This window comes from Sphingomonas taxi (genome assembly GCF_000764535.1).
Classification (GTDB): Bacteria; Pseudomonadota; Alphaproteobacteria; order Sphingomonadales; family Sphingomonadaceae; genus Sphingomonas; species Sphingomonas taxi.
The window spans coordinates 2767099-2792694 of the sequence record NZ_CP009571.1; the positions used below are offsets into that span (position 1 = coordinate 2767099).

The window sequence follows — 25596 nt, forward strand, 5'->3', positions numbered from 1 at the left end:
GACTCAGCCGCCGCGCAACAGCCGCATCACCAGCGCGCGGATGCGGCCGCGGCTTTCGGGCTGGCCGTCGAGGATGCCGTGCCTGGCCGGCGGCAGGAAGGCGAGCGGATGGCCTTCGGGGCGGAAGACATAATGGTCGAACCACGCCCGCCAGGCGGCGCGCTCCGCCGCCGGCCGCTCGGCGATCGCGATCAGCGCCAGCATCATCGCGGTATAAGGCTGGTCGGGACCGTCGGCGAAGCCGTCCCACCAGAAATTGACCAGCACGTTGACCTCACCGATCGCCTCGACCTGATGCCACCAGAGTTTGGGCACGTAGAGCGCGTCGCCCGGTTCCAGCTCCACCACCAGCGCGCGGTCGCGGATGCGATCGAAGCGCGGGAACCTTGCGTCGCCCGGCGCACTGCCGACCGCCAGCCCGACCGGTTGTCCCGCCATCGTATGGTCGATCGGCCCGACATAGAGGTCGGCGATCGCCTCGGGCGGGAACAGGGTGAACCGCCGCCGCCCCGCCGCGACGCAGGCGACATTGTCCATCGTGTCGTAATGGCAGGCGACGGTCGAGGCATGGCCGATCCAGATCCGCGGCCGCGCCGTCGCCGGCACGAACGGCAACCGCACCACCGTCTCGATACCAGGGAAGCAATTTTCTGAGGTCAGCGAGCCCATGTAGAGGCTCGGGCTGTCCGGCTGGCCCGCGGTGTCGAGGACGCGCGCCAGCGCCTCGCGGAACGGCAGAGTGGTGCGCGTGAAATTGAACCCGGCGAGCGCCTCGTCGTAATGATAGCGCGCGCCGATCGCCGGCGGCCCGACGAACATCTCCGCAGTGCGCCCGGCGTCGAAGGCGAGCAGCGCCTCGACCACGGTGTCGCGCCCGCCCGCCAGCATCGGCCAGTGCCGTGCCGCGCCGCGCGCGACGACCGGTCTGCCGGCGACCATCACGTCGCGGCGGAACGCCTCTGGATCGGCCAGTGCCGGCGGCGGCGCGGCGTCGATCACAGCGCCGCCGTCGCGATCCGGTCGTTATGGATGCGGCCGAGCGTGCGCAGATGCCGCACCGAACCGGTCTGCGCATAAGCGAGTTGCAGGTCGCCGCCGCGGAACAGCGCCAGCGCCGCCGCATCGGGCAGCGCGTGCAGCGCGTCGAGGCTGATCGTATAGAGGCCATCGAGCCGCAGCTGGCGACCGTCGTCGAACTGCATCGACACGTCGATCGGCTCGATCAGGCGGTGGTCGAGGAAGCGGCGGATGATCGCATCGGTGGCAGCGATGCCCTGGTCGAGCACGTGCAGCGCCTGCTGCACGCGCTTGAGCGCGGGCGCCGCCTCGCCGGTCGGCTCGAACAGCGGCTGCCCCTCGCCGGCCGCAAAGACCGCATGCTCGCGATCGATCACCACCTGCCCCTCGGCGATGAAGAAGCCTTGCCGTTCCAGATCGGCAGGCCGGTAATCGGGCAACCGGCCGTCGACCGTCATCAGGTTGCGCCCCGGCTCCAGCCCCATGACGACACCGGCATAGAAAGCCCCCGTTTCGGGATGTTTGGTGAACAGGATCGGGTAATGGAGCATCGCCGGGAGGAATTCGTCGGCGACGATCTGCGCGAAATGGCGGGTGCCGTCGGCGCTGCGCGACAGGCGCAGCGCGGCATGATCCGCGCCGTTCAACATCTGCCAGTCCGGCATCCACCCCTCCAACTCGTTGCGATTGTTAGCGCTAGAGATCGCACAGCGGACGAGCGATGCAAAGCGCCCCCATCACTCTTACAAATGCTTGCAAAAGCAAGTCGATGCGATATTGTGAGCGCTACCGTTCATGTCGTGACGGCGTGCTTTGCACCCGAATCGGCAGAGAAACCGAGCAGTCGCTCGCACCCCCGCAAGAAGGGGTAGCGCGACGTAAAAAGAGGGGATGTCAAAAATGCCTACGACCATGCGTGCGCGTACCGGAGCCCGCAGTTTCCGCCGGATCCATGTTCTCGCCTGCGCGACCAGCCTGGCGACCTTCGCCTGGGCCGCGCCGGCGCTCGCCCAGGATCAGGGCAACCTGCAGAATAGCACGACCAGCCAGCCCGCCGCGCCACAGCCCGCCGTGCCGGCGACTGCCAACACGACCAGCGCTGCCGAAGCCGGCCAGCCGCAGGATGCGGCGACTGCGCAGGACGTGTCGCAGGGCAACAGCGCGCAGGGCGCGGGTGACGACATCGTCGTCGTCGGCCTGCGCGGTTCGCTCCAGCGCAACCTCGACCTCAAGCGCACCTCGTCGGGCGTCGTCGACGTGATCTCCGCCGAGGATATCGGTAAATTCCCGGATTCGAACGTCGCCGCCTCGCTGCAGCGCCTGCCCGGCGTGTCGATCCAGCGTTCCGGCTCGCGCGGCGAGCCGACCGGCATCACCGTCCGCGGCTTCGGCGGCGATTTCAACACCACGCTGTACGACGGCCGCCGCATCTCGACCGCGACCGGCGGCCGCCAGATCGACTTCAGCACCGTCGGCGTCGACTTCATCGGCCAGCTCAGCGTCCTCAAGACGCCGGACGTGTCGCTGGCGTCGAGCTCGATCGGCGCGACCGTCAACATCGCCTTCCCCAATCCGTTCGACCACCCCGGCTTCCGCGTCGCCGCGACCGGCTCGGGCTCGATCCAGGACCGGTCGGGCAAGATCGTGCCGACCGGCGGCCTGCTGGTCAGCAGCACCAACGCCGACGAGACCTTCGGCGTGCTCGCCGACGTGATCTACACCAAGCGTGATACCGATACCAATCGTGTCTATGTGTCGGGTTGGCCGGGCGGCAATTTCGCCCCCTGCCAGCTCGCGGGCAGCACCGGCACCTGCACGCCGACCAGCAACACCGCTTCGGCCGCTTATGCCAATCCGGCCAACCGCCAGAATCTGCCGGGCTGGTTCCCGCAGCAATATGGCGCCGAGCAGCAGCGCGTCGAGGACGAGCGCGTCGATGCGCGCATCGCGCTGCAATATCATCCGTCCGACGACCTGATGCTGACGATCGACAACAATTTCTCGCGTCAGACGATCACCCAGGAGAATTATGCGTTCGGCGTCTGGTTCAACCAGGGCGACCTGCGCAACGTCACGCTCGACAAGAACGGCACCGCGACCGATTTCACCCAGACCGGCACGCCGACCGACTTCACCTCGGCACTCAACAAGCAGATCCTGCAGACCAACCAGACCGGCCTCAACGTCAAATATGACGCGACGAGCAACCTGACGCTGGAAGGCGACGTCGCTTATGCCAAGAGCTGGCTCAACCCGGGCGACGTGATCGGCAGCCGCAACGGCGACATTGGCTACGGCAATGCGCTCAGCAACAACCTGCGCTTCACCGTCGGCGGCAACAGCAAGGACGCCTTCCCGACGATCAGCAACTACGGGCCGGCGGGCAATGCGGCGGGCTGGGCCGATACGTCGCTGATCGGCAGCCACGTCACCGTCAACCAGACGCAGCACAATACCGACGAGCTGGTCCAGTTCCGCGGCAACGCCACCTGGAAGCAGGACGATCTGACGATCAAGGCCGGTGGCCAATTCTATCAGGACACGTTCGACTTCCGCAACCAGAGCACGTTCACCAACAACTTCTGGCAGGCCTATGCCGGCTATGGCGGGCCGTCGCGCGGCACCTCGGGCATCTCGCCGCTGCCGGCCAGCCTGTACCAGGGCTCGGTCAGCCTCAACAACTTCATCCCGGGCTTCAAGGGCAGCCTGCCGCCGTCGGTGTTCGTGTTCAGCCCGGTCGCCTATCAGAATTATCTGACCAGCCTCGGCAATCCGTCGGCGCAGAACGTCCCCGGCTTCAACTACGGCAACGTCACCGGCTTCACCGGCACGTTCGACGAGGCGGTCGATCCGGGCAGCGTGCTCAAGGTGCGCGAGCGGACGTGGTCGCTGTACTTCAGCGTCAACTTCAAGACCGAGATCGGCAGCCTGCCGTTCACGTTCAACGCCGGCGTACGCAACGAAGTCACCAACCTCGTCGCCACCGGCCAGGGCCGCCTGCCGACGTCGCTGGTCACCAGCACCGCCGATCCGACGCTGCTGAGCATCCCGACCTACACCCCGGTGCAGGGCGTCACCAATACCAGTTCCTATTCGTACCTGCTGCCGAGCCTCGATGCGAAGTTGGAGCTGACCAACAACCTGATCCTGCGCGTCGACGCGTCGCGCACGCTGACCCGTCCGTCGCTCAGCCTGCTCAACCCGGTGCTCAACGTCGGCAACGGCCAGCGGATCGGCGCGCTGTCGGCGAGTGGCGGCAACCCGAACCTGAAGCCCTATCTGGCCGACAATTTCGACCTCGGCATGGAATGGTACTACCGCCGCAACTCCTATCTGGCGGTCAACTTCTTCCTCAAGAACGTCAGCAACTTCATCGTCGGCGGCGTGACGCGTCAGGGGATCAACGGGCTGGTCGATCCGACCACGGGCACCGCGGCGAGCTTCGCCGTGTCGCAGCAGGTCAACGGCCCCGACGCCACCGTGCGCGGCGTCGAGCTGGCGCTGCAGCAGGTGTTCGGCGACACCGGCTTCGGCTTCCAGGCCAACGCCACCTTCGTCAACACCAACCGGCCGTATGACGACAAGAACATCACCCAGACCGGCTTCGCGGTCACCGGCCTTGCCAATTCCGCCAATTTCGTCGGTTTCTATGACAAGAACGGCTTCCAGTTCCGTACGGCGCTCAACTGGCGCGACAAGTATCTGCTCCAGTTCGGCCAGAACCAGAACACCGGTTCGTTCGGATCGGAGCCGACCTTCGTCAACCAGAGCTTCCAGATCGATCTGACGACGAGCTACGACATCACCAAGAACTTCAGCGTCTTCGGTGAGGCACTCAACGTCAACAACAACCAGCAGAGCACGCACGGCCGCTATTCCAACCAGCTGCTCGACGTGTTCGATTACGGTCGCCGCTACACGGTCGGCGCCCGCTACCGCTTCTGATCCTCTCCCCCTGGCGGAGCGCGACCCCGGTTGCGCTCCGTCATTTTTGCGAACACGCAAAGCCATGCACCAGATCAGGAACATCGTCATCGTCGGCGGCGGCACCGCAGGGTGGCTGACCGCCGGGGTGATCGCCGCACGCCATCAGGGCCAGCGCCCGCACGGCTTCACCGTCACGCTGGTCGAATCGCCCAACGTGCCGATCATCGGCGTCGGCGAGGGCACCTGGCCGACCTTGCGCAGCACGCTCAAGCGCATGGGCGTCTCCGAAACCGAATTCTTCCGCCAGTGCGACGCCTCGTTCAAACAGGGCGCGCGCTTCAACCGCTGGACGACGGGCGCGGTCGACGACGGCTATTACCACCCGTTGATGCTGCCGCAGCAATTCGCCAGCGTGAACCTCGCGCCGCACTGGCTGACGGGCGACGGCGACGGCAGCTTCTGCGACACGGTCACGCCGCAGGGCCGCATCTGCGACGAGGGGCTCGCTCCCAAGACGATGGCGACGCCCGAATATGAGGGACAGGCGAATTACGCCTATCACCTCGACGCCGGCAAATTCTCGCACTTCCTCCAGCGCCACTGCTGCGAGACGCTCGGCGTCCGCCACGTCCGCGCCGACGTCACCGACGTGCGCAAGGACGAGAGTGGCGACATCGTTGGCCTCGACACCGAACAGGGCATCGCGATCGACGGCGACCTGTTCGTCGACTGTACCGGCTTCGCCGCGTTGCTCATCGGCAAGGCGATGGGCGTCCCCTTCCGCAGCTGCGCCGACACCTTGTTCTGCGACACCGCGCTGGCGATCCAGATCCCTTACGCGCAGCCCGACGATCCGATCGCCAGCCACACCATATCGACCGCGCAGTCGGCGGGCTGGATCTGGGACATCGGCCTGCCGACGCGGCGCGGCATCGGCCATGTCTTTTCGAGCAGCCATATCGACGTCGACGCCGCCGAACGCGAGCTGCGCGCCTATATCGGCCCGGCCGGCGACGACCTGCCGGTACGCAAGCTCTCGATCCGCGCCGGCCATCGGACGCGTTTCTGGGAGCGCAATTGCGTCGCGGTCGGGCTGGCGGCGGGCTTCCTCGAACCGCTCGAAGCCTCGGCGATCGTGCTGATCGAACTGTCGGCGAAGATGATCGCCGAGCAATTGCCACCGTGCCGCGAGGTGATGGACGTCGTCGCGCGCCGCTTCAACGACACGACCCAGTATCGCTGGGGCCGGATCATCGATTTCCTCAAGCTGCATTATGCGCTGACGCAGCGGACCGACACCGACTTCTGGCGCGACAACGTCCGGCCCGAGACGATCCCCGATCGCCTGCGCGGGCTGATGGAGCTGTGGCAGCATCAATCGCCCTGGCTGCACGACGAATTCGACCGCGCCGAGGAGGTCTTTCCCTCCGCCAGCTACCAATATGTCCTCTACGGCATGGGTGCGCGCAGCGCCGTGTTGCCCGGCACGATCGAGGCGGACGCCGAACTCGCGCGCCGCGCCCGGCGCGAGAATGCGGTGCAGACGCAGCGGATGGTCGCCAGCCTGCCTCGCCATCGCGACCTGATCGAACGGATCGTCCGCCACGGTCTACAACCCATTTGACCCGGAAAGACCAGCCCATGCGGACGATCGCTCTCGCCTCCTGCGCCCTCGTCGCGCTCGCCTGCGCCAGCCCGGCGGTGGCCGCGCCACGGCTCGACGGCGTCCTGTCCGATCATGCGGTGATCCAGCGCGACCAGCCGATCGACCTCGCCGGCGATGCCGCGGCGGGCGAGACGGTGATGATCACGCTCGCCGGCCACACCGTCACCGCCAGGGCGGGGCGCGACGGCCGGTTCGCGGCGCGCCTGCCGGCGCTGCCCGCCGGCGGCCCCTACGATTTGACCATCGCCGCGGCGAGCGGCGCGGCGGTGCTCCGCGACATCCTCGTCGGCGACGTCTATCTCTGCTCGGGCCAGAGCAATATGGAGCTGGCGGTCACCGACGCGCAGAAGCTGATCCCCGACGCGCACCCGCCGCTCGACGACCAGTTGCGGCTGCTGACGATTGCCAAGGTCGCCGCCCCCGCCCCGCTCGCCCGCTTCGATCAGGCACCACGCTGGGTCGCCGCCGACGGCACCACCGCGCAGAGCTTCTCGGCGGCCTGTTTCTATATGGTGCAGGCGCTGCGCCGCACCGCCAAGGTGCCGATCGGCGCGGTGCATTCGAGCTGGGGCGGCTCGCGGATCAGCGCCTGGATGAGCGCGCCGGCGCTACGCGCGTCCAACATGGGCGACGCCGCCGATCTGCTCGCGCTCTACGCTCGCGACCCCGCCGCCGCCAACCGCCGCGCCTCGATGATCTGGGAGGATTGGTGGCGTGCTGGTGCCGGCGACGCGCGCGGCAAGGAGCCGTGGCAGGCCGATGCCGCGCTCGACTGGAAGCCGGTGCCGGCGATGACCGCGTTCGAGACGTGGGGCGTGCCCGCACTCGCCGATTACAACGGCATGATCTGGTATCAGCGCACGATCGAGGTGACGGCGGAGCAGGCGCGCGGTCCCGCGACGCTGGTGCTCGGCATGGTCGACGACGCCGATCGCACCTGGGTCAACGGCGTCGGCGTCGGCGGCAGCAGCCTCGCCTCGCAATCGCGCGTCTATGCGCTGCCCGCCGGCACGCTGAAGGCCGGGCGCAACGTCATCACGGTCAACGACGACGACGTCTATGCCTATGGCGGCATGCTCGGACCGGCGGAGACGATGCGCATCACCTTCGCCGACGGCAGCAGCCAGCCGCTCGGCAGCGACTGGCGCTATGCCGTCGCCAAGCGGCTCGCCGGTGCCGCGCCGCGCGTGCCGTGGGACGACATCAACGGCGCCGGCACGCTCTACAATGCGATGATCGCGCCGCTCGGCACGATGCGGCTCGCCGGCATCGCCTGGTATCAGGGCGAGTCGGATACCGGCATCCCCGGCTACGACCGCCGCCTCGCCGCGCTGATCGCCGACTGGCGTAGCCGCTTCGCCAGCCCGCGGGCGGCGTTCGGCGTCGTCCAGCTCTCCTCCTACGGCACGCCGGCAACCGCACCGTCGGATAGCGGTTGGGGCCTCGTCCGCGATGCGCAGCGCCGCGTCGCCGCCGCCGATCCGCGCGCGGGGATCGCGGTGGCGATGGACATCGGCGACGTGCTCGACATCCATCCGGGCGAGAAGCACGAGGTCGGACAGCGGCTCGCGCGCGTGATGCGCGCCACCGTCTACGGCGAGCGTATCGCGCCCTCCGGCCCGGCCATCGCCGGTGCGAGCGGCGCGGCGGGCGGCGGCGTGACGTTGCGCTTCGACGGCGTCACCGGCGCGCTCCACGCGCGCGGCTCGGATCGCGCGATCGGCTTCGAACTGTGCGACGCGGCGCCCGGCACCTGCCGCTACGCCAGCGGCAGCGTCACCGGCTCGACCGTGATGCTGCCCGGCGACGGCAAGCCGGTGACGCGGGTCCGCTACGCCTGGGCGGAGTCGCCCGCGATCAACCTCGCCGACGACGCGCAGCTGCCGGTCGGTACGTTCGAAGTGCCGGTGGCACGATAAGCGACACGCAACGCCGCAAGGGGAGATGACGATGGCGATCACGATGCGGGCCGCAGGGCTGGCCACGGCGGGCCTCGCGCTCGCGCTCACCCCGGTGCTCGCGCGCGAACCCGCCGCACCGCAGCGGCAGACGGAGACCGATCCGGCGCTCCGCATGGCGTCGGCGCTGGTCGCGCGAATGACGATCGCGGAGAAACTGCCGCAACTGCTCAACGTCGCACCGGCGATCCCGCGGCTGAACGTCCCGGCCTACAATTGGTGGACGGAATCGCTGCACGGCGCGCTCGGCGCGCGCAACACCACCAACTTCCCCGAGCCGATCGGCCTTGCCGCCACCTTCGATGCCCCGCTCGTCCATGACGTCGCCGGCGCGATCGGCACCGAAGTGCGCGCGCTGCACACGCTCGCCCGCCAGACCGGGCGGGTCGGCCATATCGGCACCGGCCTCGACACCTGGTCGCCCAACATCAACATCTTCCGCGATCCGCGCTGGGGCCGCGGGCAGGAAACCTACGGCGAGGACCCGTTCCTCACCGCGACGATGGGCGTCGCCTTCGTCCGTGGCATGCAGGGGCCCAACCCCGACCGGCCGCAGGTGATCGCCACGCCGAAGCATTTCGCCGTCCACAGCGGTCCCGAAGGCACCCGCCACGAAGCGAACGTGTTCGTCTCGGCGCACGATCTGGAGGACACCTATCTCCCCGCCTTCCGTGCCGCGATCGTCGAGGGACGCGCGGGATCGGTGATGTGCGCCTACAATCGCATCGACGGGCAGCCCGCCTGTGCCAGCGACCTGCTGCTCAGGGAGCATCTGCGCGGCGCCTGGGGCTTCACCGGCTATGTCGTTTCCGACTGCGACGCGGTGAAGGACATCGCCGACAATCACAAATACGCCCCCGACGGCGCCACCGCGGTCGCCGCGGCGATGCGCGCCGGCGTCGACAGCGAGTGCAACAATGCGACGCTCGGCGACACCGCCGGCCTCGAGGACCGCTATCGCGAGGCGCTGCGCCGCAACCTGATCACCGAAGGCGACATCGACCGCACGCTCGTCCGCCTGTTCGCCGCGCGCTATCGCAACGGCGACCTGCCCGGCCTCGCCGGTGCGCCCGCCGCGGTGCCGGTCAGCGCGATCGCCGCCCCGGCACATCGCGCGCTGGCGCTCGCTGCGGCGGAACGCTCGATGGTGCTGCTCAAGAACGATGGCGCGCTGCCGTTGCGCGCCGGAACGAAGGTCGCGGTGATCGGCCCGCTCGGGGATGCGACGCGCGTGCTGCGCGGCAATTACTCCTCGGGCCTGTCGGGGCCGCCGGTCTCGGTGCTCGACGGCCTGCGCGCCACGCTGGGGGCGAGCCAGGTGACGCTGGTGCCGTTCGGCGAATCGATGACCGACGGCGACCGTATCCCGACCGCCGTGTTGCAGACGCCCGACGGCAAGCCCGGCCTGCTCGCGCGCTATTACAACCCGGCGACGCCGCTGCCTGCCTTCTATGCGCCCGGCACGCGCGAGAAGACCGTCGCCGCAGTCACATACCAGACCGAGCCGGTGGCGACGCGGATCGAACCCGATGTCGGCGACCGCAACCTCGATCTCGCCCGCGTCGCCGACGTGCACCGCACGGTCTGGACCGGCTTTCTCGTCCCCGCCGAGACCGGCAGCTATCGCGTCGGCCTGTCGGGTGCGGGCGGCACGCTGGAACTGGACGGGCGGATCGTCTCCGACCGGCGCAAGGCGCGCTGGAACGACCTTGCCGGCATGACCACGGTCAAGCTCGTCGCCGGCCGCCGCTATGCGATCAAGGCCGAGGGCAGCGGCATCGATCTCGTCTGGAAGCGCGTTTCCGATGCCCCCGCCGCCGCGCTGAAGCGCGCCGCCGCCGATGCCGACGTGCTGGTCGCGGTCGTCGGCCTCACCTCCGACCTCGAGGCGGAGGAGACCGGCGTCACCGTCCCCGGCTTCGCCGGCGGCGACAAGACGACGCTCGACCTCCCCGCCGACCAGCTGGCGATGCTCGATCAGGCGCGCGCCACCGGCAAGCCGATCGTCCTCGTCGCGATGAACGGCAGCCCGATCAACCTCGCCTGGGCCAAGGCCAATGCCGCCGCGGTGCTCGAAGCCTGGTATCCCGGCGAGACCGGTGGCCTCGCCGCCGCCAACATCCTCACCGGCCGCACCAATCCGTCGGGCCGCCTGCCGCTGACCTTCTACCGCAGCGTCGCCGACCTGCCGCCGTTCGGCGATTATGCGATGACGGGGCGTACCTATCGCTATTTCACCGGCACGCCGGTCTATCCGTTCGGCCACGGCCTCAGTTATACCCGCTTCGCCTACGGCCCGCTCACCGTCACGCCGGCACGCGGCGGGGCAGAGTCGGGGCTGCGCGTCACCACGCGGCTGAGCAACACGGGGGACCGGCCGGGCGAGGACGTGGCGCAGCTCTATCTAACCTTCCCGGACCGTCCCGGCATGCCGCGCGTCGCGCTGCGCGGCTTCCAGCGCGTCGCGTTGCGCCCCGGCGAGGCGCGCACCGTCACCTTCGACCTGTCGCCGCGCGACCTCAGTTCGGTCGCGCCCGACGGTGCGCGGTCGGTCGCCGCGGGCCGCTATCGCGTCACCGTCGGCGGCGGCCAGCCCGGCACCGCCCCCGGCAGCACCGCCACCTTCACCGCGCGCCAGTCGCAGGAGTTGCCCAAATGATCGCCCGCCCGACCATCCTCGCCGGCCTGTCGCTGCTCGCGCTCGCCACCGGCGCCCAGGCGGCCGACCGCGATCCGCTCGCCGCCACCGGCCGGTGGAGCGCCAACGCCAGCGGCCATGCGCCGACCCCGCCGATGGGCTGGAATTCGTGGAACGCGTTCAACAGCGACGTCGACGAGGAAAAGGTGCTCGCCTCGGCGCAGGCGCTACGCGACACCGGGCTCGCCGAGCTGGGCTATCGCTACGTCAACATCGACGACGGCTGGTGGCTGAAGCGGCGCCAGCCCGACGGGCGGATGCTGATCCGCACCGATCATTTCCCCTCCGCCGCCACCGGTGCCGATTCCAGCTTCCGCCCGTTCACCGACAAATTGCACGCGATGGGGTTCAAGGCGGGCATCTATTCCGACATCGGCCGCAACAGCTGCGGCCAGATCTACACGCCCGACTTCAAGAACCAGCCCGAGGGGACGGTCGCCGAGCGCGAGGTCGGCCTGTACGGCCATGTCGACCAGGACATGAAGCTCTATTTCCGCGACTGGAATTTCGACTTCATCAAGGTCGACGCCTGCGGCATCCGCGGCCTGCCCGCCGACGCGCCGCGCGTCCGTTCGGGCCTGTACCGGGCGCTGCCGCCGCTGGTCGACATGCAGTCGCTCGGCGGCTCCGACGTCGCCGGGGTGCGCCGTCTCTACGAACAGGTCGGCACCGCGATCCGCACCTATGCCGGCGACCGGGACTATGTCTTCTCGCTCTGCCTGTGGGGCGCGGGCGACGTGCGCGCCTGGGGCAAGGACGTCGGCAACAGCTCGCGCACCAGCGACGACATCCAGCCCGTCTGGTCGCGGATGCTGACCAATCTCGACACGGTAACGCACCGTCCTCTCTATGCGCATCCCGGATCGTGGAACGACCCCGACATGCTGTACGTCGGCACCGGCGATTTCGACAATGCCCACACCGTCGAGGCGCGGTCGCACTTCGCTTTGTGGGCGATGGTCAACGCCCCGCTGTTCATCGGCTACGACCTGCGCAAGCTCACCCCCGAACAGCTCGCGATCTTCGGCAACGCCGATCTCGTCGCTCTCAATCAGGACCCGGCGGGCAACCAGGCGGTGCTCGCCTATGATTCCGACGAGGTGCAGATCTTCGCCAAGACGCTCGCCGACGGCAGCAAGGGCGTCGCGATCTTCAACCGGTCCGCGCTGCCCGCCAAGGCGGTGCTGACCGCCGCGCATCTCAAGCTGCTGCCGACCGCCGACGTGCGGCTGCGCGATTTGTGGAGCAAGCAGGACAGTCGCTTCCGCGGGGAGCTGGCGCTGACGCTGGCGCCGCACGAGACGCGCGTGTTCCGCGCCAGCGGCACGCGCCGGCTGTCGAACGGCCTCTACCTCTCCGAACAGACCGGCCGGGTGAACCCCGCCGCCGACGGTGTGGTGACGCCGCAGCCCGATCCGACCATCCACCATTCGATCACGCCGTGGACCGGCACGCACGGCCCCGGCGATCACCCGCAATATGGCGGCTGGGGCGGCGCCGAGGCGGATCGCGCGCCATATGGCAAGCTGATGCGCGTCGCCGGCAAGGACTTCGACACCGGCATCGGCGTGCTCGGCAATTCCCGCCTCGAAGTGCGCAACCAGGGATTCAAGCGCTTCGCCGCGCAGGTCGGCGTCAACGATTCCGGCGAGCGTCAGGCAGGCACGATCACCTTCGAAGTGTGGGGGGATGGCCGGCTGCTCGCCAAGTCGCCGCCGATGGCGTTCGGCACGCCGCCCGCGCCGTTGCAGGCGAACGTCGGCGGCGTCGCGATCGTCGAGCTCGTCGCGCGGGCCGGCGACGGACGGGTGCAGCCGGCGGCCTGGGGCGATGCTGCATTGACCCGGTGATGTGGGCCGCCCCCGACCCCGGCCGCCCCCGACCAAGGTCGCTTATTGACTTATCCCTTTGATCCGGGCCTTGTCTGAACAGTGGCGACCAACGACGACAGCAGCATCACCGCCTTGCCGGCCCCGGCATCGAGCACCCGCAAGCCGGGACGACGCCTGCGCGGCGCGGTCGCCAACAAGCTCGGCATCGCCATCCTGTCGGGCGAATATCGCCCCGGCGACGTGCTGACCGGCGAGGTCGCCGCCGCCGAGGCGCTCGACGTCTCGCGCGGCGCCTATCGCGAGGCGGTGCAGGTGCTCACCGCCAAGGGACTGGTCGAGAGCCGCCCGAAGACCGGCACGCACGTGCTGCCGCGCGAACGCTGGAACCTGCTCGACCCCGACGTGCTCGCCTGGGCTTTCGCCGGCGAGCCCGATCCGCGGCTGATCCGCAGCCTGTTCGAGCTGCGGCTGGTGATCGAGCCCGCCGCCGCCGCACTCGCCGCCGAGCGCCGCACCCGCGCCGACCTGACGCGGATGGGCGAGGCGCTGAAGGGCATGCGCCGCCACACGCTCGCCACCGCGGAGGGCCGCGCCGCCGACCGCGATTTCCACGACGCGCTGCTGCATGCGACGGGCAACGACGCGATGGTGGTGCTCGGCGCGTCGATCGGCGCCGCGGTCGCCTGGACGACACAGTTCAAGCAGCGCACCCGCGCACTGCCGCGCGATCCGATCCCCGACCACGCCCGCGTCTACGACGCGATTGCCGCACGCGACGCCGCCGCCGCCACCGCCGCGATGCAGGTGCTCGTCGACCTCGCGCTGAGCGACACGCGCAGCGCGATGCCCGCCGAAACGCCGGTCTGAACGCGCCTCACGCGCCTGATACGCCCGGTCTATCCACCCCGTTGGTGCTGAGCCTGTCTAAGCACCTTGAGATTCACCTGCCCCTCGACAGGGTCAGGGCGAGCGATCGGGATCTCGTCCACGCTTGAGGCACGAGCGTTACGGCCGCACCGTCCCCGCCGGCGCCAGCGGCGACAGCGTGAAGCGATCGACGTCGATCCACCCCGCGCTCGCTTTGTCGGCATAGCAGAACAGCGCGAACTGCTCGCCCTGGAAGGTCCCCGTACGCCACGCGAAGGCGAGCGGCGCGTCACCGCCGAGCGGCGTCCAGCGCCGCCCGTCGAGACTATAGGCGAACCGGCTGCGGTCGGTGGTGAAGTCCATGTCGGTGCGCAGCCACAGCGTATCGCCGCGCGGCAGCGGCGCCGTCGCCAGCGTCGTGGTGATCGCGTCACCGACCTTGTCCTCCGTCACCTCCGCCGTGACCGCCGCCACGCCGTCCGCCCCGCGGGTCACGGTCAGATTGGCGCTAAACTGGCCGAGCGTGCCGAAGCCGCAGCGGTCGCCGGGCGCCAGATGACCGATGTCGAGCTTCACCTCGCCGCGGCTCGCCGGTCCCTGCCCCTTCTGGGTCAGCGTGTTGCGCGCCGACCAGAAGCGCGTCGCCACCGTCGGGCGCAGCCGCAGCCAGCCCGGCCGCTGCGTCAGCGACCAGCGCGCGGGATCGGGATTGTGGTTCCACTGCCATTGCAGCCCGAGCCGCGCGGCGGCGAAATCGTCGGAGGTCGCCGGCTCGGCAAAGCGCGCGCCGGGGATCGGCTTGGCGGCGCGGCGCGGCACGCGGCCGGGTGCGGCGGGCGTGCCCCAGACCGGCCAGTCGTTCTGCCAGAACACCGGGCTCATATTGGTCATCCGCCCGATCGCGCCGCTGTCTTCCATCACGAAACCGAACCAGCGGCCATCGGGCAGGTCGACCAGCGCGCCCTGATGGCCGCCGCTCTTGTCGTCGATCTGGTCGCGCGTCTCCCATGGCCCGAACAGGCTGCGCGATCGCGACACGCTCAGCGCCAGCCGTGGCGGCAGCGCGTTGAACAGATAATAATAATCGCCGCGGCGGATGATCTTCGATCCTTCCGCGCCCTTGATGTAATGGATGCGCCTGGCGTCGGTGACATGGGCGAGCTGCGCATCCAGCGTCAGCAGCGTGATCGTGCCGTCGGCGGTGCTCGCGGTGGCGAGATAGGCGCGGCCGTCCGGCTCGATGAACAGGCCGGGATCGAACGCCTCGCGCTCCAGCTCGTGATAGCGCCATGGCCCGCGCACGTCCTTCGCATACCAGATGCGCGTCTTCTGCCCGACCGGCGTGTTGGCGAGATAATAGGTGCCGGCGTGATAGCGCAGGCTGGAGGCGTACAGCCCCTTGCGATAGGCGTTGCCGCCCTCGAGGTCGTATTGCGGCAACCCCTCCAGCCGGTCGACGAGATGCGAGACGATCGTCCAGTTGATCAGATCGCGGCTGTGCAGGATCGTGATCCCGGGCACGTTGGCGAAGGTGGTGCTCGCCATATAATAATCGCGGCCGACGCGGATGACGTCGGGATCGGGATAATCGGCGTAGAGCACGGGGTTACGGAACGTACCGTCCCCCTGGTCAGACCGCCATACCTGCGCCGACGCGGTCGTGGCCAGCAGTGCCGCCGCCGCGAATCCCCAGCCGCGCCTCATCGGCCGAACACCAGAGCGCGCGAGAAGAAGGGGAGCATCTTGTCCTGCACCCGGCCGGCGACGCCGCTGGTATGGTCGCCCGGATAGATTTCGAAGCTGTTGGCGATGCCATAGCGGTCGAGCCCGGTGTGAAGCTTCTCGGCGTCGTCCTTCAGCCCGTCATGGTCGCCGACGTCGATGCCGATCGCGGCATAGCGCTTGAGATTGCCGGCATATTGGTCGAGCATCGCGAGCGGCGCATTCGCCGACCAGCGCGCCAGCACGTCGGGCTGCGGCACGCCGTCCTTGATCGGCAGGTCGAGGAACAGCGGCGGCGCCTTGGGATTGGGCGACCAGGCCGCTGCGGTGGCGAGCTGCGCGCGCAGGCCCCAGGACAATCTGGCGCTGTCGGCGGGCGCGCGCAGGCTGCGCAGCGCCGCCTCGTTGGCGGCATCGGGCGTACCGAGCGCGCGGGTCGACAGGCAGCACGGACTCATCATGTACAGCGCGCCGAACGTCTCGGGATGTTTCATCCCGATCCGCGCGGTGCCGTAGCCGCCCATCGAATGGCCGGCGAGCCCGCGGCTGCGCCGGTCGGCGATCGTGCGATAATGGCCATCGATATAGGCGACGAGGTCCTTCGCGATGAACGTCTCGAAATCGCCGACCGTCACCGAGCTCGAATAGAAGGAGCCGTTGTGCACCGTCTTGCTGTCGGGCAGCACGACGATCATTTCGCGCGTGCCCTTGGCGAAGGCGCCCTCCACCGTCTGCGGCACGTGGATCTCGCCGATCCATTGTTCGGCACCGATCGAATAGCCGTGGAGGGCATAGACCACCGGATAGCGCCGCGTCGGGCTGCTGCGATAGCTCGGCGGCAATACGACCAGCACCGCGCGATCGGGACTCTCGCCTTCCAGATTGCCCTCGATGCTCGGGGCATGGACGGTGATCCGCTCGATCGTCACCGGCTTGGCGCCCGCCACCGGCGCGGGCGCTGGCGTCGTCACCTGCGCCGATGCGCCGCCGACGGTGAGCGCCAGTGCGATGGCAAGCGCGCCGACACGGAAGGAAGTCATCGCGGTCAATCCTCTGCTGAAAACGAAGATCATAGTTCGACGAGCACCACGCCCTGTCGCGGTACGGTCATCGTCAGCCGGCCGCCGGTCAGGCGCAGCGCTTCCGGCGTCAGTCGCGCGGCGCGCTTCAGCGTCGCGACCTGCGCGGGCGTCGGTCGCGCCGGCGAACCCATCGCCTGCCATGCGCCGAACGCGTTGGCGTGGCGCGCATCGACGCGCCACAGCCGCCCCGCCGCCGCCGGCACGACATGCGCGACGTCGAGCGTCACGCGGGCGTCGGGGCCGGCCACGTCGTCGTCGTAATAATGCCACAGCAGCAGCGCGACGCGCCCCGGCGCGGTCCGCGTCGCAAGCACGCCGACATCCGGCGCGCCGCGCACCCCGTCGCGCAGCATCGTGTCGAGCGGCACCTGTCCGTCGCTTCGCGCCGCGAGCCGCTCCGCCCCCAGTTTCGCGAACAGCCGGAAGACGTTGAGCACCGCGAGATCGACGCCGTTGGTGGCGAGCTGGCGATAGCCGGCGAACCACGGCTGGCCGACGAACGTATAGGACCAGGCGAGCGCGCCCTCCAGCCGCGTGCCGCGCCGCTGCGCCAGTTCCCACAGCCGCGCGTAGCTCGCCGCGGTGTAGCTCGCGTAGAGCGGGCCGTTGCGATAGGCGTTGGCCGGCCCCGGGCAGGCGGCGCAGCCCTCCGGATCGTTCTCGCCGATCACCACCGGCTTGCCGGCGAGCTGCGGCACCGCGGCGAAGGCGGCGAACGCCTCGTCGGCGGTGCGCAGCTGGTTGGCGATTCCCATGCGGACATGGCCGTCGACCACCGCCGGCTGGCCCTTGGCGTGGAAGGACAGGAAGTCGGTCGGCGTACCCGTTCCGCCCGTCGCGTGGTTGGTGCCGGTGGTGACGTGGCGCAGGAAGCCCTGCATGAACGTGCCGCCCGCACCGGCGAGATCGGGACCGCCGACCCGCGCGGTCGGCAGCGCGCGGCGGATCGCATCGACGGTGACGTCGTGCAGCCGGTAGAAGGCCTCCGGGCTGGCGCTCCAGTAGAAGCTCAGATTGGGCTCGTTCCACGTCTGGAAATACCAGCGCTCCACCTCGGCGCGACCGTAGCGCGCGACATTGTGGAGCGTCCATCGATAGACGAGGTCGGCCCAGCGTTTCTCGTCGCGCGGCGGATAGGTCCAGCCGGCGCTGCCCTTGGCATCGACGCCCGGCGCCCAGGGCAGGCGATAGGGCGTGCCCGGCGGCGCCGCGCTCAGCGCCTCGGGCATGAAGCCGATTTCGAGATAGGGATGGATGCCGGCGGCGCGATAGCTGTCGATGATGCCGTCGACGATCCGCCAGTCGTACACCGGCTTGCCGTCGCGCTCGGTGTAGACGTTGGTGCTGCCCCATTTGAAGTCGGCGGTGCCGTCGCCGCTGGTCAGCAGGTTGTGCGCGCGGAAATAGATCTCGCTCGGCCGCAGCCGCCCGAGCTCGACGAGCAGCCGCCTGCCCTCCGCCGTCGTCGCATAATTGGGCTCGTCGGCGCCGAAGAACCGCCAGATCGGCGGCAGCGGCGCGGTGACGCGCGCCGCATCGACGCTGACGTGCACCGCACGCGGCGACGGCGCTGCCGCGGTCAGCAGCGCGAGCACCGCTGCCGCAGCCGCCGACCGGCACCAGGAGGAGGGACCGCCGCGCACCGGCTCAGCGCAGGTCGAGCACGACGACGGACTTGGCCGGCAGTGTCAGCGTCAACGTACCGCCCGCGACCTGCGCCGAGGTGAACGGCTGCGGCGTCACCGTATCGGGCGCATCGAAGCTGTTGTGCGTATCCATCGCCGCGCCGGTGACGATCCGGCCGCTCGCCTGCCCCGCCTGCACCCCGGTCAGCGCGACCGACACCGGCAGCGCGCGGTTCGGGTCGAGATTGACCAGCGCGACATGCACCTGCCCTGCGGCGTCGCGCACCGCCGAGGCGTTGACCGCGGGCACCGCCACCTCGTCCTTGTGATACCAGGGCGAGGTGAGCGTGATCGGCAGCGCCGTCGCCCCCTGCCACGGCTTGTACAGGTCGAACACCCAATAGGTCGGCGTCCTCACCATCCGCGGCCCGTCGGTGAGCAGCATCGCCTGCAACACGTTCACCATCTGCGCGATCGCCGCCATCCGCACCCGGTCGGCATGCGCGACGAAGATGTTGAGGTTGAGCCCGGCGACCACCGCGTCGCGGATCGAATTCTGCTGTTCGAGGAAGCCGGGATTGCTGCCCGGCGTCGGATCGTACCAGGTGCCCCATTCGTCCACCGCCAGCATCACGCGCTTGGCGGGGTCGTATTTGTCCATGATCGCGGCATGCTTGGTCAGGAACTCTTCCATCTGCAGCGTATGCTGCATCGTCGTCGCCCATTCATGCTCGGAAAAGCCGATCGCCGGCCCCTTGTCCTTCCAGTCCTTGTCGCGCGGCCGCGTGTAATAATGCAGCGCCAGCCCGTCGATATTCTTGCCGGCGATGCGCATCATCGCCTCGGTCCATTCGTAGTTCGAATCGCTCGGGCCGCTGGCGATCTTGAGCATCGGGCCGTTCGCCGACTTGGCGAATTGCGCGTAGCGATTTGTCTCGTCGGCGGCGTAATCGGCGCGCATATTGCCGCCGCAGCCCCACAATTCGTTGCCGATGCCGAGATACTGCACCTTCCACGGCTCGGCATGGCCGTTCTTGGCGCGCTCCTTGGCGAGGATGCTGCTGCCCTTCGCCGCGGTCATATATTCCACCCATTGCGCGGTTTCGGCGGGCGGCGCGCTGCCAAGGTTGGCGCCGACGTAGGTGCTCGCGCCCAGCCGCTCCATCAGCCCGAAATATTCGTGCGTGCCGAAGCTGTTGTCCTCGTTCACCCCGCCCCAGTTGGTGTTGACCTTGCCCGGCCGGTCCTTCGCCGGGCCGATGCCGTCGCGCCAATGATATTCGTCGGCGAAGCACCCGCCCGGCCAGCGCACCATCGGCACGTTGATCGCCTTGAGCGCGGCGAGCACGTCGCGGCGATAACCGGCGTCATTGGGGATGCGCGATTTGGGGCCGACCCAGATCCCGCCATAGATGCCGTGGCCGAGATGCTCAGCGAACTGGCCGAAGACGTCGCGATGCACCTGCGGCCCCGGCGTGTCGGCGCGCAGCGTCGCTTGTACAGCCTCGGTTTCGCGCTCCTGCGCGGGCGCCGTCCCCGGCAGGGCAAGGCCGGCAAGCAGCAGCGGCAGCAGCGCGCGGGCGGCGCGGGGTCGGAACGGGATCATCGGTCTTCCTCTCGTAATGGCGGCAGCGGCGGCGGGAGTCAGGGCGTGCGGAACGTCCAGCGCCCCGCCGGGCTGGCCGGATCGAAGGCGGCGAGCGTCGGCGTACTCGCACCGACGGCGACCAGCGCCAGCCCGGTGCGGCCGCCCGGCACCGCCTTGGGCATGATGCGGTAGGTGCCGTCGGTGAGCTGATCGACGCGCCACAATTGCTCGGCCGCGCCGGTGAAGGCGGGCACCGCCTCCACCTCGCCCGCCGCGGTCGCCGCCAGCGCACGGGTCGTCCCGGCGATGGTCAGCTTGTAATATGGCGCGCCGAACGACCCGCCGGCGTCGGCCACCGGCGCGATCGTCCACAATTGGTGCGGCCGCACCATGTAATCGGCGAGGTCGACGCGCACCCGGCCCTGCGGCCAGCCCGGGCCATCCTGCGCCAGCGTCTGGTCGGGCAGCGGTGCGACGGGATCGTCCGGCTTGGCCCTGAAACTCGCGCGCGCGTCGAACGGGATGCGGACGAAGTCGGTCGCCAGTCCCAGCGCATAACCGCTGCGCTCGGACGCGATCTCATAGGTGCCCGGCGCGACGTTCTCGCCCGCCACCGGCCAGCCGTCGCGCCACAGCAGCGGCGCGATGCCCAGCACGCTGCGCCCGCTGCGGTCCATGTCCGCCTCGTAATGCATCGAGAATTTCTCGACGCCGCCGGGCAGCTCGATCAGCCCGAAGTGACCGGGACCGATGTCGCGGCCCCGCGCACTCACTACCAGCTTGCCGCCGCCCTTGAGCAGCGGCGTGCCCATATGGTCGAGATACGGCCCCAGCGGGCTGCGCGCCCGGCCGACGCGGATGTGATAGGTGGAATTCGGCCCGTCGCAGCAAGTGCCGTGCGTGCCGAGCAGATAATACCAGCCGTCGCGATACATCATCGCGGTGGCCTCCATGTCGATCGCCACGTCGACCGGCTGGTTGCCGGCGACGCGCAGCCCGGTCCTGGGATCGAGTTCGACGATGCGGATCGGCCCGAAATAGGTGCCGTAGGTCAGCCACAGCCGCCCGTCGGCGAGCAGGAAGGCAGGATCGATCGCATCGGCCGTCTCCACCCCGTCGCTCGATGCGACGACGCCGACGTCGTGATAGCCGAAGCGTGGCGACTTGGGGTCGAGCGACAGCGTCCACATAATCTTGACCTGGCTGGCGTGGCCGCCGGACATGCCGCCGCCGCCGACCGCATAGGCCATGTAGTAACGCTCGCCGATCTTGATGACGTCGGGCGCGACGCCGCCGCCGGGCCGCACCGGGCCGCTGCGCCACGTCCAGCCGTCGTCGGAGACGAGCCCGCCCTGCCGCGTACCGAACGTATACCAGCGTCCGTCGGAGAAGGTGACCGTGGAGGGGTCGTGGATGAACGGCTCGCCCTGCAGTTGCGCAGCGGCGGGGGCGGCGGCAAGGCCGAGCGAGAGGCCGAGCGCGGCGAGGATAGGGCGGATCATGGCGGTCTCCCGGATCAGCGCAGCACGGTGGACAAAGCGGTGATCGGCTTGCCCTCCGCATCGAGGAAGCGGACGCAGAAATCGCTGAGGCCTGGACCGTTGATCACCGCGCCGCGGATGACGTTGCGGCCCTTGCGCAGCGTCAGCCGGTCCGACAGCACGTCGTCCATCACCATGCGGCGATCGTTGAACAGCCCGACCGCCTCCTTGCCGTTGAGCCACCAGATCGACGCCGCATTGGAGCCGACCGCCATCCGCACGTCGCGCATCTCGCGCGGCACATCGATCACGGTATAGGCCTGGAAGATCACGCCATAGGTCGGCTTGCCGAGCCCTTGCGCCAGATTGAACAGCTTGATGTCGAAACTGTTGGAGTCGAGCGCATGCCAGCGCAGCGGCTCGGCGGCCTTGACGATCTGGCCGTCGCGCGGCGTCGCGGTGAACTGGCCGGGAAAATAGCTGGTCCCCAGCGCCTCGCGCACATAACTTGCGGTGAACACCGTATTGGTGCGGTTCGGCTTGACGATCGGTTCGAGCAGCAGCCAGCGGCGCAGGAAGCCGTCGGCGTCCGGCGTGCTCGGCGCGGTGCCGGCGGGCTGGAAATAGGGTGCGATGCCGGTGGCGGTGGTTGCCTGTTGACCCGCCATGCCCGGCGTCGCGCCGGCAAGCGTCGCCAGCAGCGTCGCGCCAAGCGCCAGATGTCGTATCCGCATCCCGGTCATCATCGCTCTCCCTCGCGCCACGGGAGTCGGTCTGCAATCCGCGTCGGCCTGCCGTCGGGATCGCGCCGCATCTCCTCTTTGCGCTGTTCCGGAGGGTAAACTGGTAACGCTACCTTGTCTATTGGCGCCGGGTGGATTTATCGGAGTAATGTTCCGCCGATTTCATCGCTCTGGCTGGCACGCCGGCCTGGTAGCGCTATAGTTGCGCCAGGAGCCGTCGCATCGAGCGGTGGCCGATATGGGAGAGATGAGGATGGCGGGACGTGCCATGATCCTGGCGCTGGCCTTAGCCGGCGGTTCGGCGGCGATGGCGAGCGAGGCCCCGCGCTTCAGCCGCTTCGCCTATCAGGGGCAGTCGGAGGAGAAGGCCACCCCCGCGCCGGGCGCGTATCGCAACCCGATCCTGTCTGGCTATTACCCCGACCCGTCGGTGACGCGGGTCGGCGACGATTATTATCTGGTCAATTCATCCTTCGCGCATTTCCCCGGCCTGCCGGTCTTCCACTCGAAGGACCTCGTCCACTGGACGCAGATCGGCAATGCGATCGACCGCCCCGGCCAGCTCGACTTCACCGGCCGCCGCACCTCGGAAGCGGTGTTCGCGCCGGATATCTCCTACCACGCCGGCACCTTCTACATCGTCAACACCTGCGTCTCGTGCAGAGGCAATTTCGTCATCACCGCCAGGAACCCGGCGGGGCCGTGGTCCGATCCGATCTGGCTGCCGTTCGAGGGGATCGATCCGTCGATCTATTGGGAAGGCGACCGCGCCTATATCGTCAACAACCGCGCCCCCGCCGAACCGCCGCGCTACGAAGGCCATCGCGCCATCTGGATGCAGGAATATGACTGGCGCGCCGGCAAGATGGTCGGCGAGAGCACGCAATTGGTCAACGGCGGCGTCGACATCACGAAAAAGCCGGTCTGGATCGAGGGGCCGCATATCCTCCGGAAGGACGGCTATTATTATCTGACGGCGGCCGAGGGCGGCACCAGCGTCAACCATTCGCAGGTCGTCTTCCGCTCGCGCGACTTGCGCGGGCCGTATGCGCCGTTCGCCGGCAATCCGATCCTGACCCAGCGCGATCTCGATCCCGCCCGCCCCAACCCGATCACCTCGGCGGGCCATGCCGAACTGGTGCAGACGCAGAACGGCGACTGGTGGGCGACCTTCCTTGCCGTCCGCCCCTATGCCGGCAATTACTATAACATCGGCCGCGAGACGTTCCTGCTGCCGGTGACCTGGGCGCAAGGCTGGCCGATGATCCTGCCACACGGCCAGGCGATCCCCTTCACCGCGCCCGCACCCAGGCTGCCGCAGCAACGCCCGCCGGCGCTGCCGACCAGCGGCGACTTCGCCTACACCGACACGTTCGCCGGACCGAAACTGGCGATGCAGTGGATCGGCGTGCGCACCCCCAAACAGCCCGTCTACCGGATCGACCGCCACGAACTCGTGCTCGACCGCGGCGCGCCGATGGGCGACCTGAACGGCGTTCCCGCCTTCGTCGCGCGGCGCCAGCAGCATCACGTCGCGACGATGAGCACGACGGTGCGCTTCACCCCCGACAGCGACGGCGAGCGCGCCGGCCTCGCCGCGATGCAGAGCGACAAGAACTTCCTGTTCTTCGGCATCACCCGCCTCGCCGGCAAGCCGATGGTCGCGCTCTACACCACCGACAAGGGCACCGAACGGCTGGTCGCGTCGGCGCCGCTCGCCACCACCGGTCCGGTGACGCTCACCATCCGCGCCAAGGGCGGCACGATGGCGTTCGACTATCAGGCCGGCGCCGCCCGCCGCACGCTCGCCGCCGACGTCGACGCACGCTTCCTCAGCACCGAGGCGGCGGGCGGCTTCGTCGGCACGATCGTCGGTCCCTACGCCTGGCGGCGCTGACATGAAAAAGGGGCGGTCCCGCAGGACCGCCCCTTCGTCGTGACCGATAGGATGGACCGGCGGATCAGCCCGCCATGTCCTCCAGCTCGCGGCCCGCGGTCTCGTTGACCATCTTGCGCACGAAGAAGAACGACGCCGCGGCGAAGAAGGCGTAACCGAAATAGGTCACCGCCAGGCCGGGCGACACCGCCAGCGCCGGGAAGCTCACCGAGATCGCCGCATTGGCGATCCACTGCGCGAAGCCCGACACCGCGAGGCCCGAGCCGCGGATCTGGTTCGGGAACATCTCGCCGAGCATCACCCACATCACCGGGCCCCAGCTCGCGTTGAAGAAGATGACGTAGAGGTTGGCGGCGATCAGCGCGATCATGCCGTTATGCCCCGGCAGCGAGACGGCGCCCGCTGCGTCGGTGACCGCGGTCGAGAAGGCCCAGGCGACCACCGCCAGCGTCACCGCCATGCCGGCCGAACCGACGAGCAGCAGCGGCTTGCGGCCGATCCTGTCGACGGTCGCGATCGTGAACAGGCACGCCGCGATCGACAGTACGCCCGACAGGATGTTGATCTGCAGCGCATTGTCCTCGGTGAAGCCGACCGCTTCCCACAGCACCGCACCGTAATAGAAGACGACGTTGATGCCGACGAGCTGCTGGAAGATGGCGAGGCCGATACCCGCCCACAGGATCGGGCGGATCTTGCCGGTGGTCTTGTCGCGCAGGTCGGACAATTTGGGCTTGTGATGGTCGGCGGCGAGCGAGTTGCGGATCTCGACGACCTTGCGGTCGGCTTCGGCGACGCCGAACAGGCGGACGAGCACCTTGTGCGCGTCGTCTTCGCGGCCCTTGGCCATCAGGAAGCGCGGGCTTTCCGGAATGACGAACAGAGCGACGAGATAGATGGCGGCGGGGATCGCCTGCAGCCAGAACATCCAGCGCCAGGCAGGATAGCCGAGCCAGAACGGCGCGGTCGAGCCGCCGGCATAGCGGGCGAGCACGAAATTGGCGACGAACGCGCCGGTCAGGCCGGTGATGATCATCACCTGCTGCACGCTGGTCAGCCGGCCGCGGATCGAGGCGGGGGTGACTTCGGAGATGTAGACCGGCGAGATGACGCTCGCCGCGCCGACGCCGAGGCCGCCGATGATACGCGCGAAGATGAAGATCTCGGAGCCGCTCGCCGCGCCGGCGAGCAGAGCGCTGACCAGGAACAGCAATGCCGCGAGCATCATGACGTTGCGGCGGCCGATCGCATCGGCCATCCGCCCGGCGCCGAACGCACCGATCGCCGAACCGACGAGGATCGCGCCGACATTGACGCCGATGCCGAGCCGGCCGAGCGCGAACGCCGCCTCGAGCCCCTTCTGGGTGCCGTTGATCACGCCCGAATCATAGCCGAACATGAAGCCGCCGATCGTCGCCACCGCGACGATCGCGGCGATGAAGCCGTGGTTCGTGGCAGTCCCCCCTGCCCCCCTTACGCTGTCCGTCATCGTC

The 25596-nt window shown here is 69.0% G+C and carries 16 protein-coding genes; 7 read left to right on the plus strand and 9 right to left on the minus strand.

The window, feature by feature from the left end; genetic code table 11:
- Positions 1 to 3: 3 nt before the first annotated feature.
- Together MC45_RS12640 and MC45_RS12645 are read right to left on the minus strand one after the other, a co-directional pair.
- Positions 4 to 999: a cupin-like domain-containing protein gene (locus MC45_RS12640; RefSeq protein WP_052075655.1), complete on the minus strand. Its 996-nt coding sequence runs from the start codon at positions 997 to 999 to the stop codon at positions 4 to 6.
- Positions 996 to 1682: a SapC family protein gene (locus tag MC45_RS12645; RefSeq protein WP_038663744.1), complete on the minus strand. Its 687-nt coding sequence runs from the start codon at positions 1680 to 1682 to the stop codon at positions 996 to 998. Before MC45_RS12645 ends, MC45_RS12640 begins: the two co-directional genes overlap by 4 nt.
- A 235-nt stretch (positions 1683 to 1917) precedes the next feature.
- Here MC45_RS12645 and MC45_RS12650 point away from each other — a divergent pair, with 235 nt between their 5' ends.
- The 6 genes from MC45_RS12650 to MC45_RS12675 all read left to right on the plus strand — a co-directional run bounded on the left by MC45_RS12650 (position 1918) and on the right by MC45_RS12675 (position 13965).
- Positions 1918 to 4962 carry a TonB-dependent receptor gene (locus MC45_RS12650; RefSeq protein ID WP_052075656.1) on the plus strand — a complete coding sequence of 1015 codons (3045 nt, stop codon included), beginning with the start codon at positions 1918 to 1920 and terminating at the stop codon, positions 4960 to 4962.
- 64 nt (positions 4963 to 5026) lie between these two features.
- Entirely contained in the window at positions 5027 to 6568 is a 1542-nt protein-coding gene (locus MC45_RS12655; RefSeq protein WP_038663749.1) for a tryptophan halogenase family protein, read from the plus strand.
- A gap of 17 nt (positions 6569 to 6585) precedes the next feature.
- On the plus strand, positions 6586 to 8529 hold the full coding sequence (locus tag MC45_RS12660; protein WP_038663752.1) for a sialate O-acetylesterase: 1944 nt from the start codon (positions 6586 to 6588) through the stop codon (positions 8527 to 8529).
- Positions 8530 to 8560: 31 nt separating this feature from the next.
- Positions 8561 to 11227 carry a glycoside hydrolase family 3 C-terminal domain-containing protein gene (locus tag MC45_RS12665; RefSeq protein ID WP_038663756.1) on the plus strand — a complete coding sequence of 889 codons (2667 nt, stop codon included), beginning with the start codon at positions 8561 to 8563 and terminating at the stop codon, positions 11225 to 11227.
- Positions 11224 to 13116, plus strand: coding sequence for an NPCBM/NEW2 domain-containing protein (locus tag MC45_RS12670; protein ID WP_038663759.1), 1893 nt, complete (start codon positions 11224 to 11226; stop codon positions 13114 to 13116). Before MC45_RS12665 ends, MC45_RS12670 begins: the two co-directional genes overlap by 4 nt.
- Before the next feature lie 81 nt (positions 13117 to 13197).
- The gene (locus MC45_RS12675) at positions 13198 to 13965 is read left to right on the plus strand and encodes a FadR/GntR family transcriptional regulator (protein WP_052075657.1); all 768 of its coding nucleotides are present in this window, start codon (positions 13198 to 13200) and stop codon (positions 13963 to 13965) included.
- A 138-nt stretch (positions 13966 to 14103) separates the two neighbouring features.
- On the opposite strand, the gene MC45_RS12680 is transcribed toward MC45_RS12675, so the two are convergent.
- Genes MC45_RS12680 through MC45_RS12705 form a run of 6 tightly spaced genes read right to left on the minus strand, consistent with a single transcriptional unit; the run spans position 14104 to position 22197 of the window.
- Positions 14104 to 15669 carry a glycoside hydrolase family 43 protein gene (locus MC45_RS12680; protein WP_038663763.1) on the minus strand — a complete coding sequence of 522 codons (1566 nt, stop codon included), beginning with the start codon at positions 15667 to 15669 and terminating at the stop codon, positions 14104 to 14106.
- Positions 15666 to 16727: an alpha/beta hydrolase gene (locus MC45_RS12685; RefSeq protein WP_038667324.1), complete on the minus strand. Its 1062-nt coding sequence runs from the start codon at positions 16725 to 16727 to the stop codon at positions 15666 to 15668. Before MC45_RS12685 ends, MC45_RS12680 begins: the two co-directional genes overlap by 4 nt.
- 29 nt (positions 16728 to 16756) lie before the next feature.
- Positions 16757 to 18412 (minus strand): GH39 family glycosyl hydrolase, encoded by a 1656-nt coding sequence (locus MC45_RS12690; protein ID WP_245640721.1) that lies wholly within the window; start codon positions 18410 to 18412, stop codon positions 16757 to 16759.
- A gap of 4 nt (positions 18413 to 18416) precedes the next feature.
- Positions 18417 to 20000: an alpha-N-arabinofuranosidase gene (locus MC45_RS12695; protein ID WP_052075660.1), complete on the minus strand. Its 1584-nt coding sequence runs from the start codon at positions 19998 to 20000 to the stop codon at positions 18417 to 18419.
- A 38-nt stretch (positions 20001 to 20038) separates the two neighbouring features.
- Positions 20039 to 21484 carry a family 43 glycosylhydrolase gene (locus MC45_RS12700; RefSeq protein ID WP_052075661.1) on the minus strand — a complete coding sequence of 482 codons (1446 nt, stop codon included), beginning with the start codon at positions 21482 to 21484 and terminating at the stop codon, positions 20039 to 20041.
- A gap of 14 nt (positions 21485 to 21498) precedes the next feature.
- The gene (locus tag MC45_RS12705) at positions 21499 to 22197 is read right to left on the minus strand and encodes a hypothetical protein (protein ID WP_038667336.1); all 699 of its coding nucleotides are present in this window, start codon (positions 22195 to 22197) and stop codon (positions 21499 to 21501) included.
- A gap of 256 nt (positions 22198 to 22453) precedes the next feature.
- On the opposite strand from MC45_RS12705, the gene MC45_RS12710 reads away from it, so the two are divergent.
- Positions 22454 to 24103 carry a glycoside hydrolase family 43 protein gene (locus MC45_RS12710; protein WP_038663765.1) on the plus strand — a complete coding sequence of 550 codons (1650 nt, stop codon included), beginning with the start codon at positions 22454 to 22456 and terminating at the stop codon, positions 24101 to 24103.
- A gap of 64 nt (positions 24104 to 24167) precedes the next feature.
- Here MC45_RS12710 and MC45_RS12715 read toward each other — a convergent pair whose 3' ends face one another.
- A complete protein-coding gene (locus MC45_RS12715) occupies positions 24168 to 25592 on the minus strand; it encodes a sugar porter family MFS transporter (RefSeq protein ID WP_038663768.1) in 1425 nt (474 codons plus the stop codon).
- Between the last annotated feature and the right edge of the window lie 4 nt (positions 25593 to 25596).

What these genes read in the sequence shown, in the direction of transcription:
- MC45_RS12645 (WP_038663744.1), bottom strand. Translation starts at nt 1,682, where the DNA reads ATGCCGGACTGGCAGATGTTGAACGGCGCGGATCATGCCGCGCTGCGC.
- MC45_RS12685 (WP_038667324.1), bottom strand. Translation starts at nt 16,727, where the DNA reads ATGACTTCCTTCCGTGTCGGCGCGCTTGCCATCGCACTGGCGCTCACC.
- MC45_RS12695 (WP_052075660.1), bottom strand. Translation starts at nt 20,000, where the DNA reads ATGATCCCGTTCCGACCCCGCGCCGCCCGCGCGCTGCTGCCGCTGCTG.
- MC45_RS12660 (WP_038663752.1), top strand. Translation starts at nt 6,586, where the DNA reads ATGCGGACGATCGCTCTCGCCTCCTGCGCCCTCGTCGCGCTCGCCTGC.
- MC45_RS12715 (WP_038663768.1), bottom strand. Translation starts at nt 25,592, where the DNA reads ATGACGGACAGCGTAAGGGGGGCAGGGGGGACTGCCACGAACCACGGC.
- MC45_RS12680 (WP_038663763.1), bottom strand. Translation starts at nt 15,669, where the DNA reads ATGAGGCGCGGCTGGGGATTCGCGGCGGCGGCACTGCTGGCCACGACC.
- MC45_RS12710 (WP_038663765.1), top strand. Translation starts at nt 22,454, where the DNA reads ATGAGGATGGCGGGACGTGCCATGATCCTGGCGCTGGCCTTAGCCGGC.
- MC45_RS12670 (WP_038663759.1), top strand. Translation starts at nt 11,224, where the DNA reads ATGATCGCCCGCCCGACCATCCTCGCCGGCCTGTCGCTGCTCGCGCTC.
- MC45_RS12700 (WP_052075661.1), bottom strand. Translation starts at nt 21,484, where the DNA reads ATGATCCGCCCTATCCTCGCCGCGCTCGGCCTCTCGCTCGGCCTTGCC.
- MC45_RS12655 (WP_038663749.1), top strand. Translation starts at nt 5,027, where the DNA reads ATGCACCAGATCAGGAACATCGTCATCGTCGGCGGCGGCACCGCAGGG.
- MC45_RS12650 (WP_052075656.1), top strand. Translation starts at nt 1,918, where the DNA reads ATGCCTACGACCATGCGTGCGCGTACCGGAGCCCGCAGTTTCCGCCGG.
- MC45_RS12705 (WP_038667336.1), bottom strand. Translation starts at nt 22,197, where the DNA reads ATGCGGATACGACATCTGGCGCTTGGCGCGACGCTGCTGGCGACGCTT.
- MC45_RS12665 (WP_038663756.1), top strand. Translation starts at nt 8,561, where the DNA reads ATGGCGATCACGATGCGGGCCGCAGGGCTGGCCACGGCGGGCCTCGCG.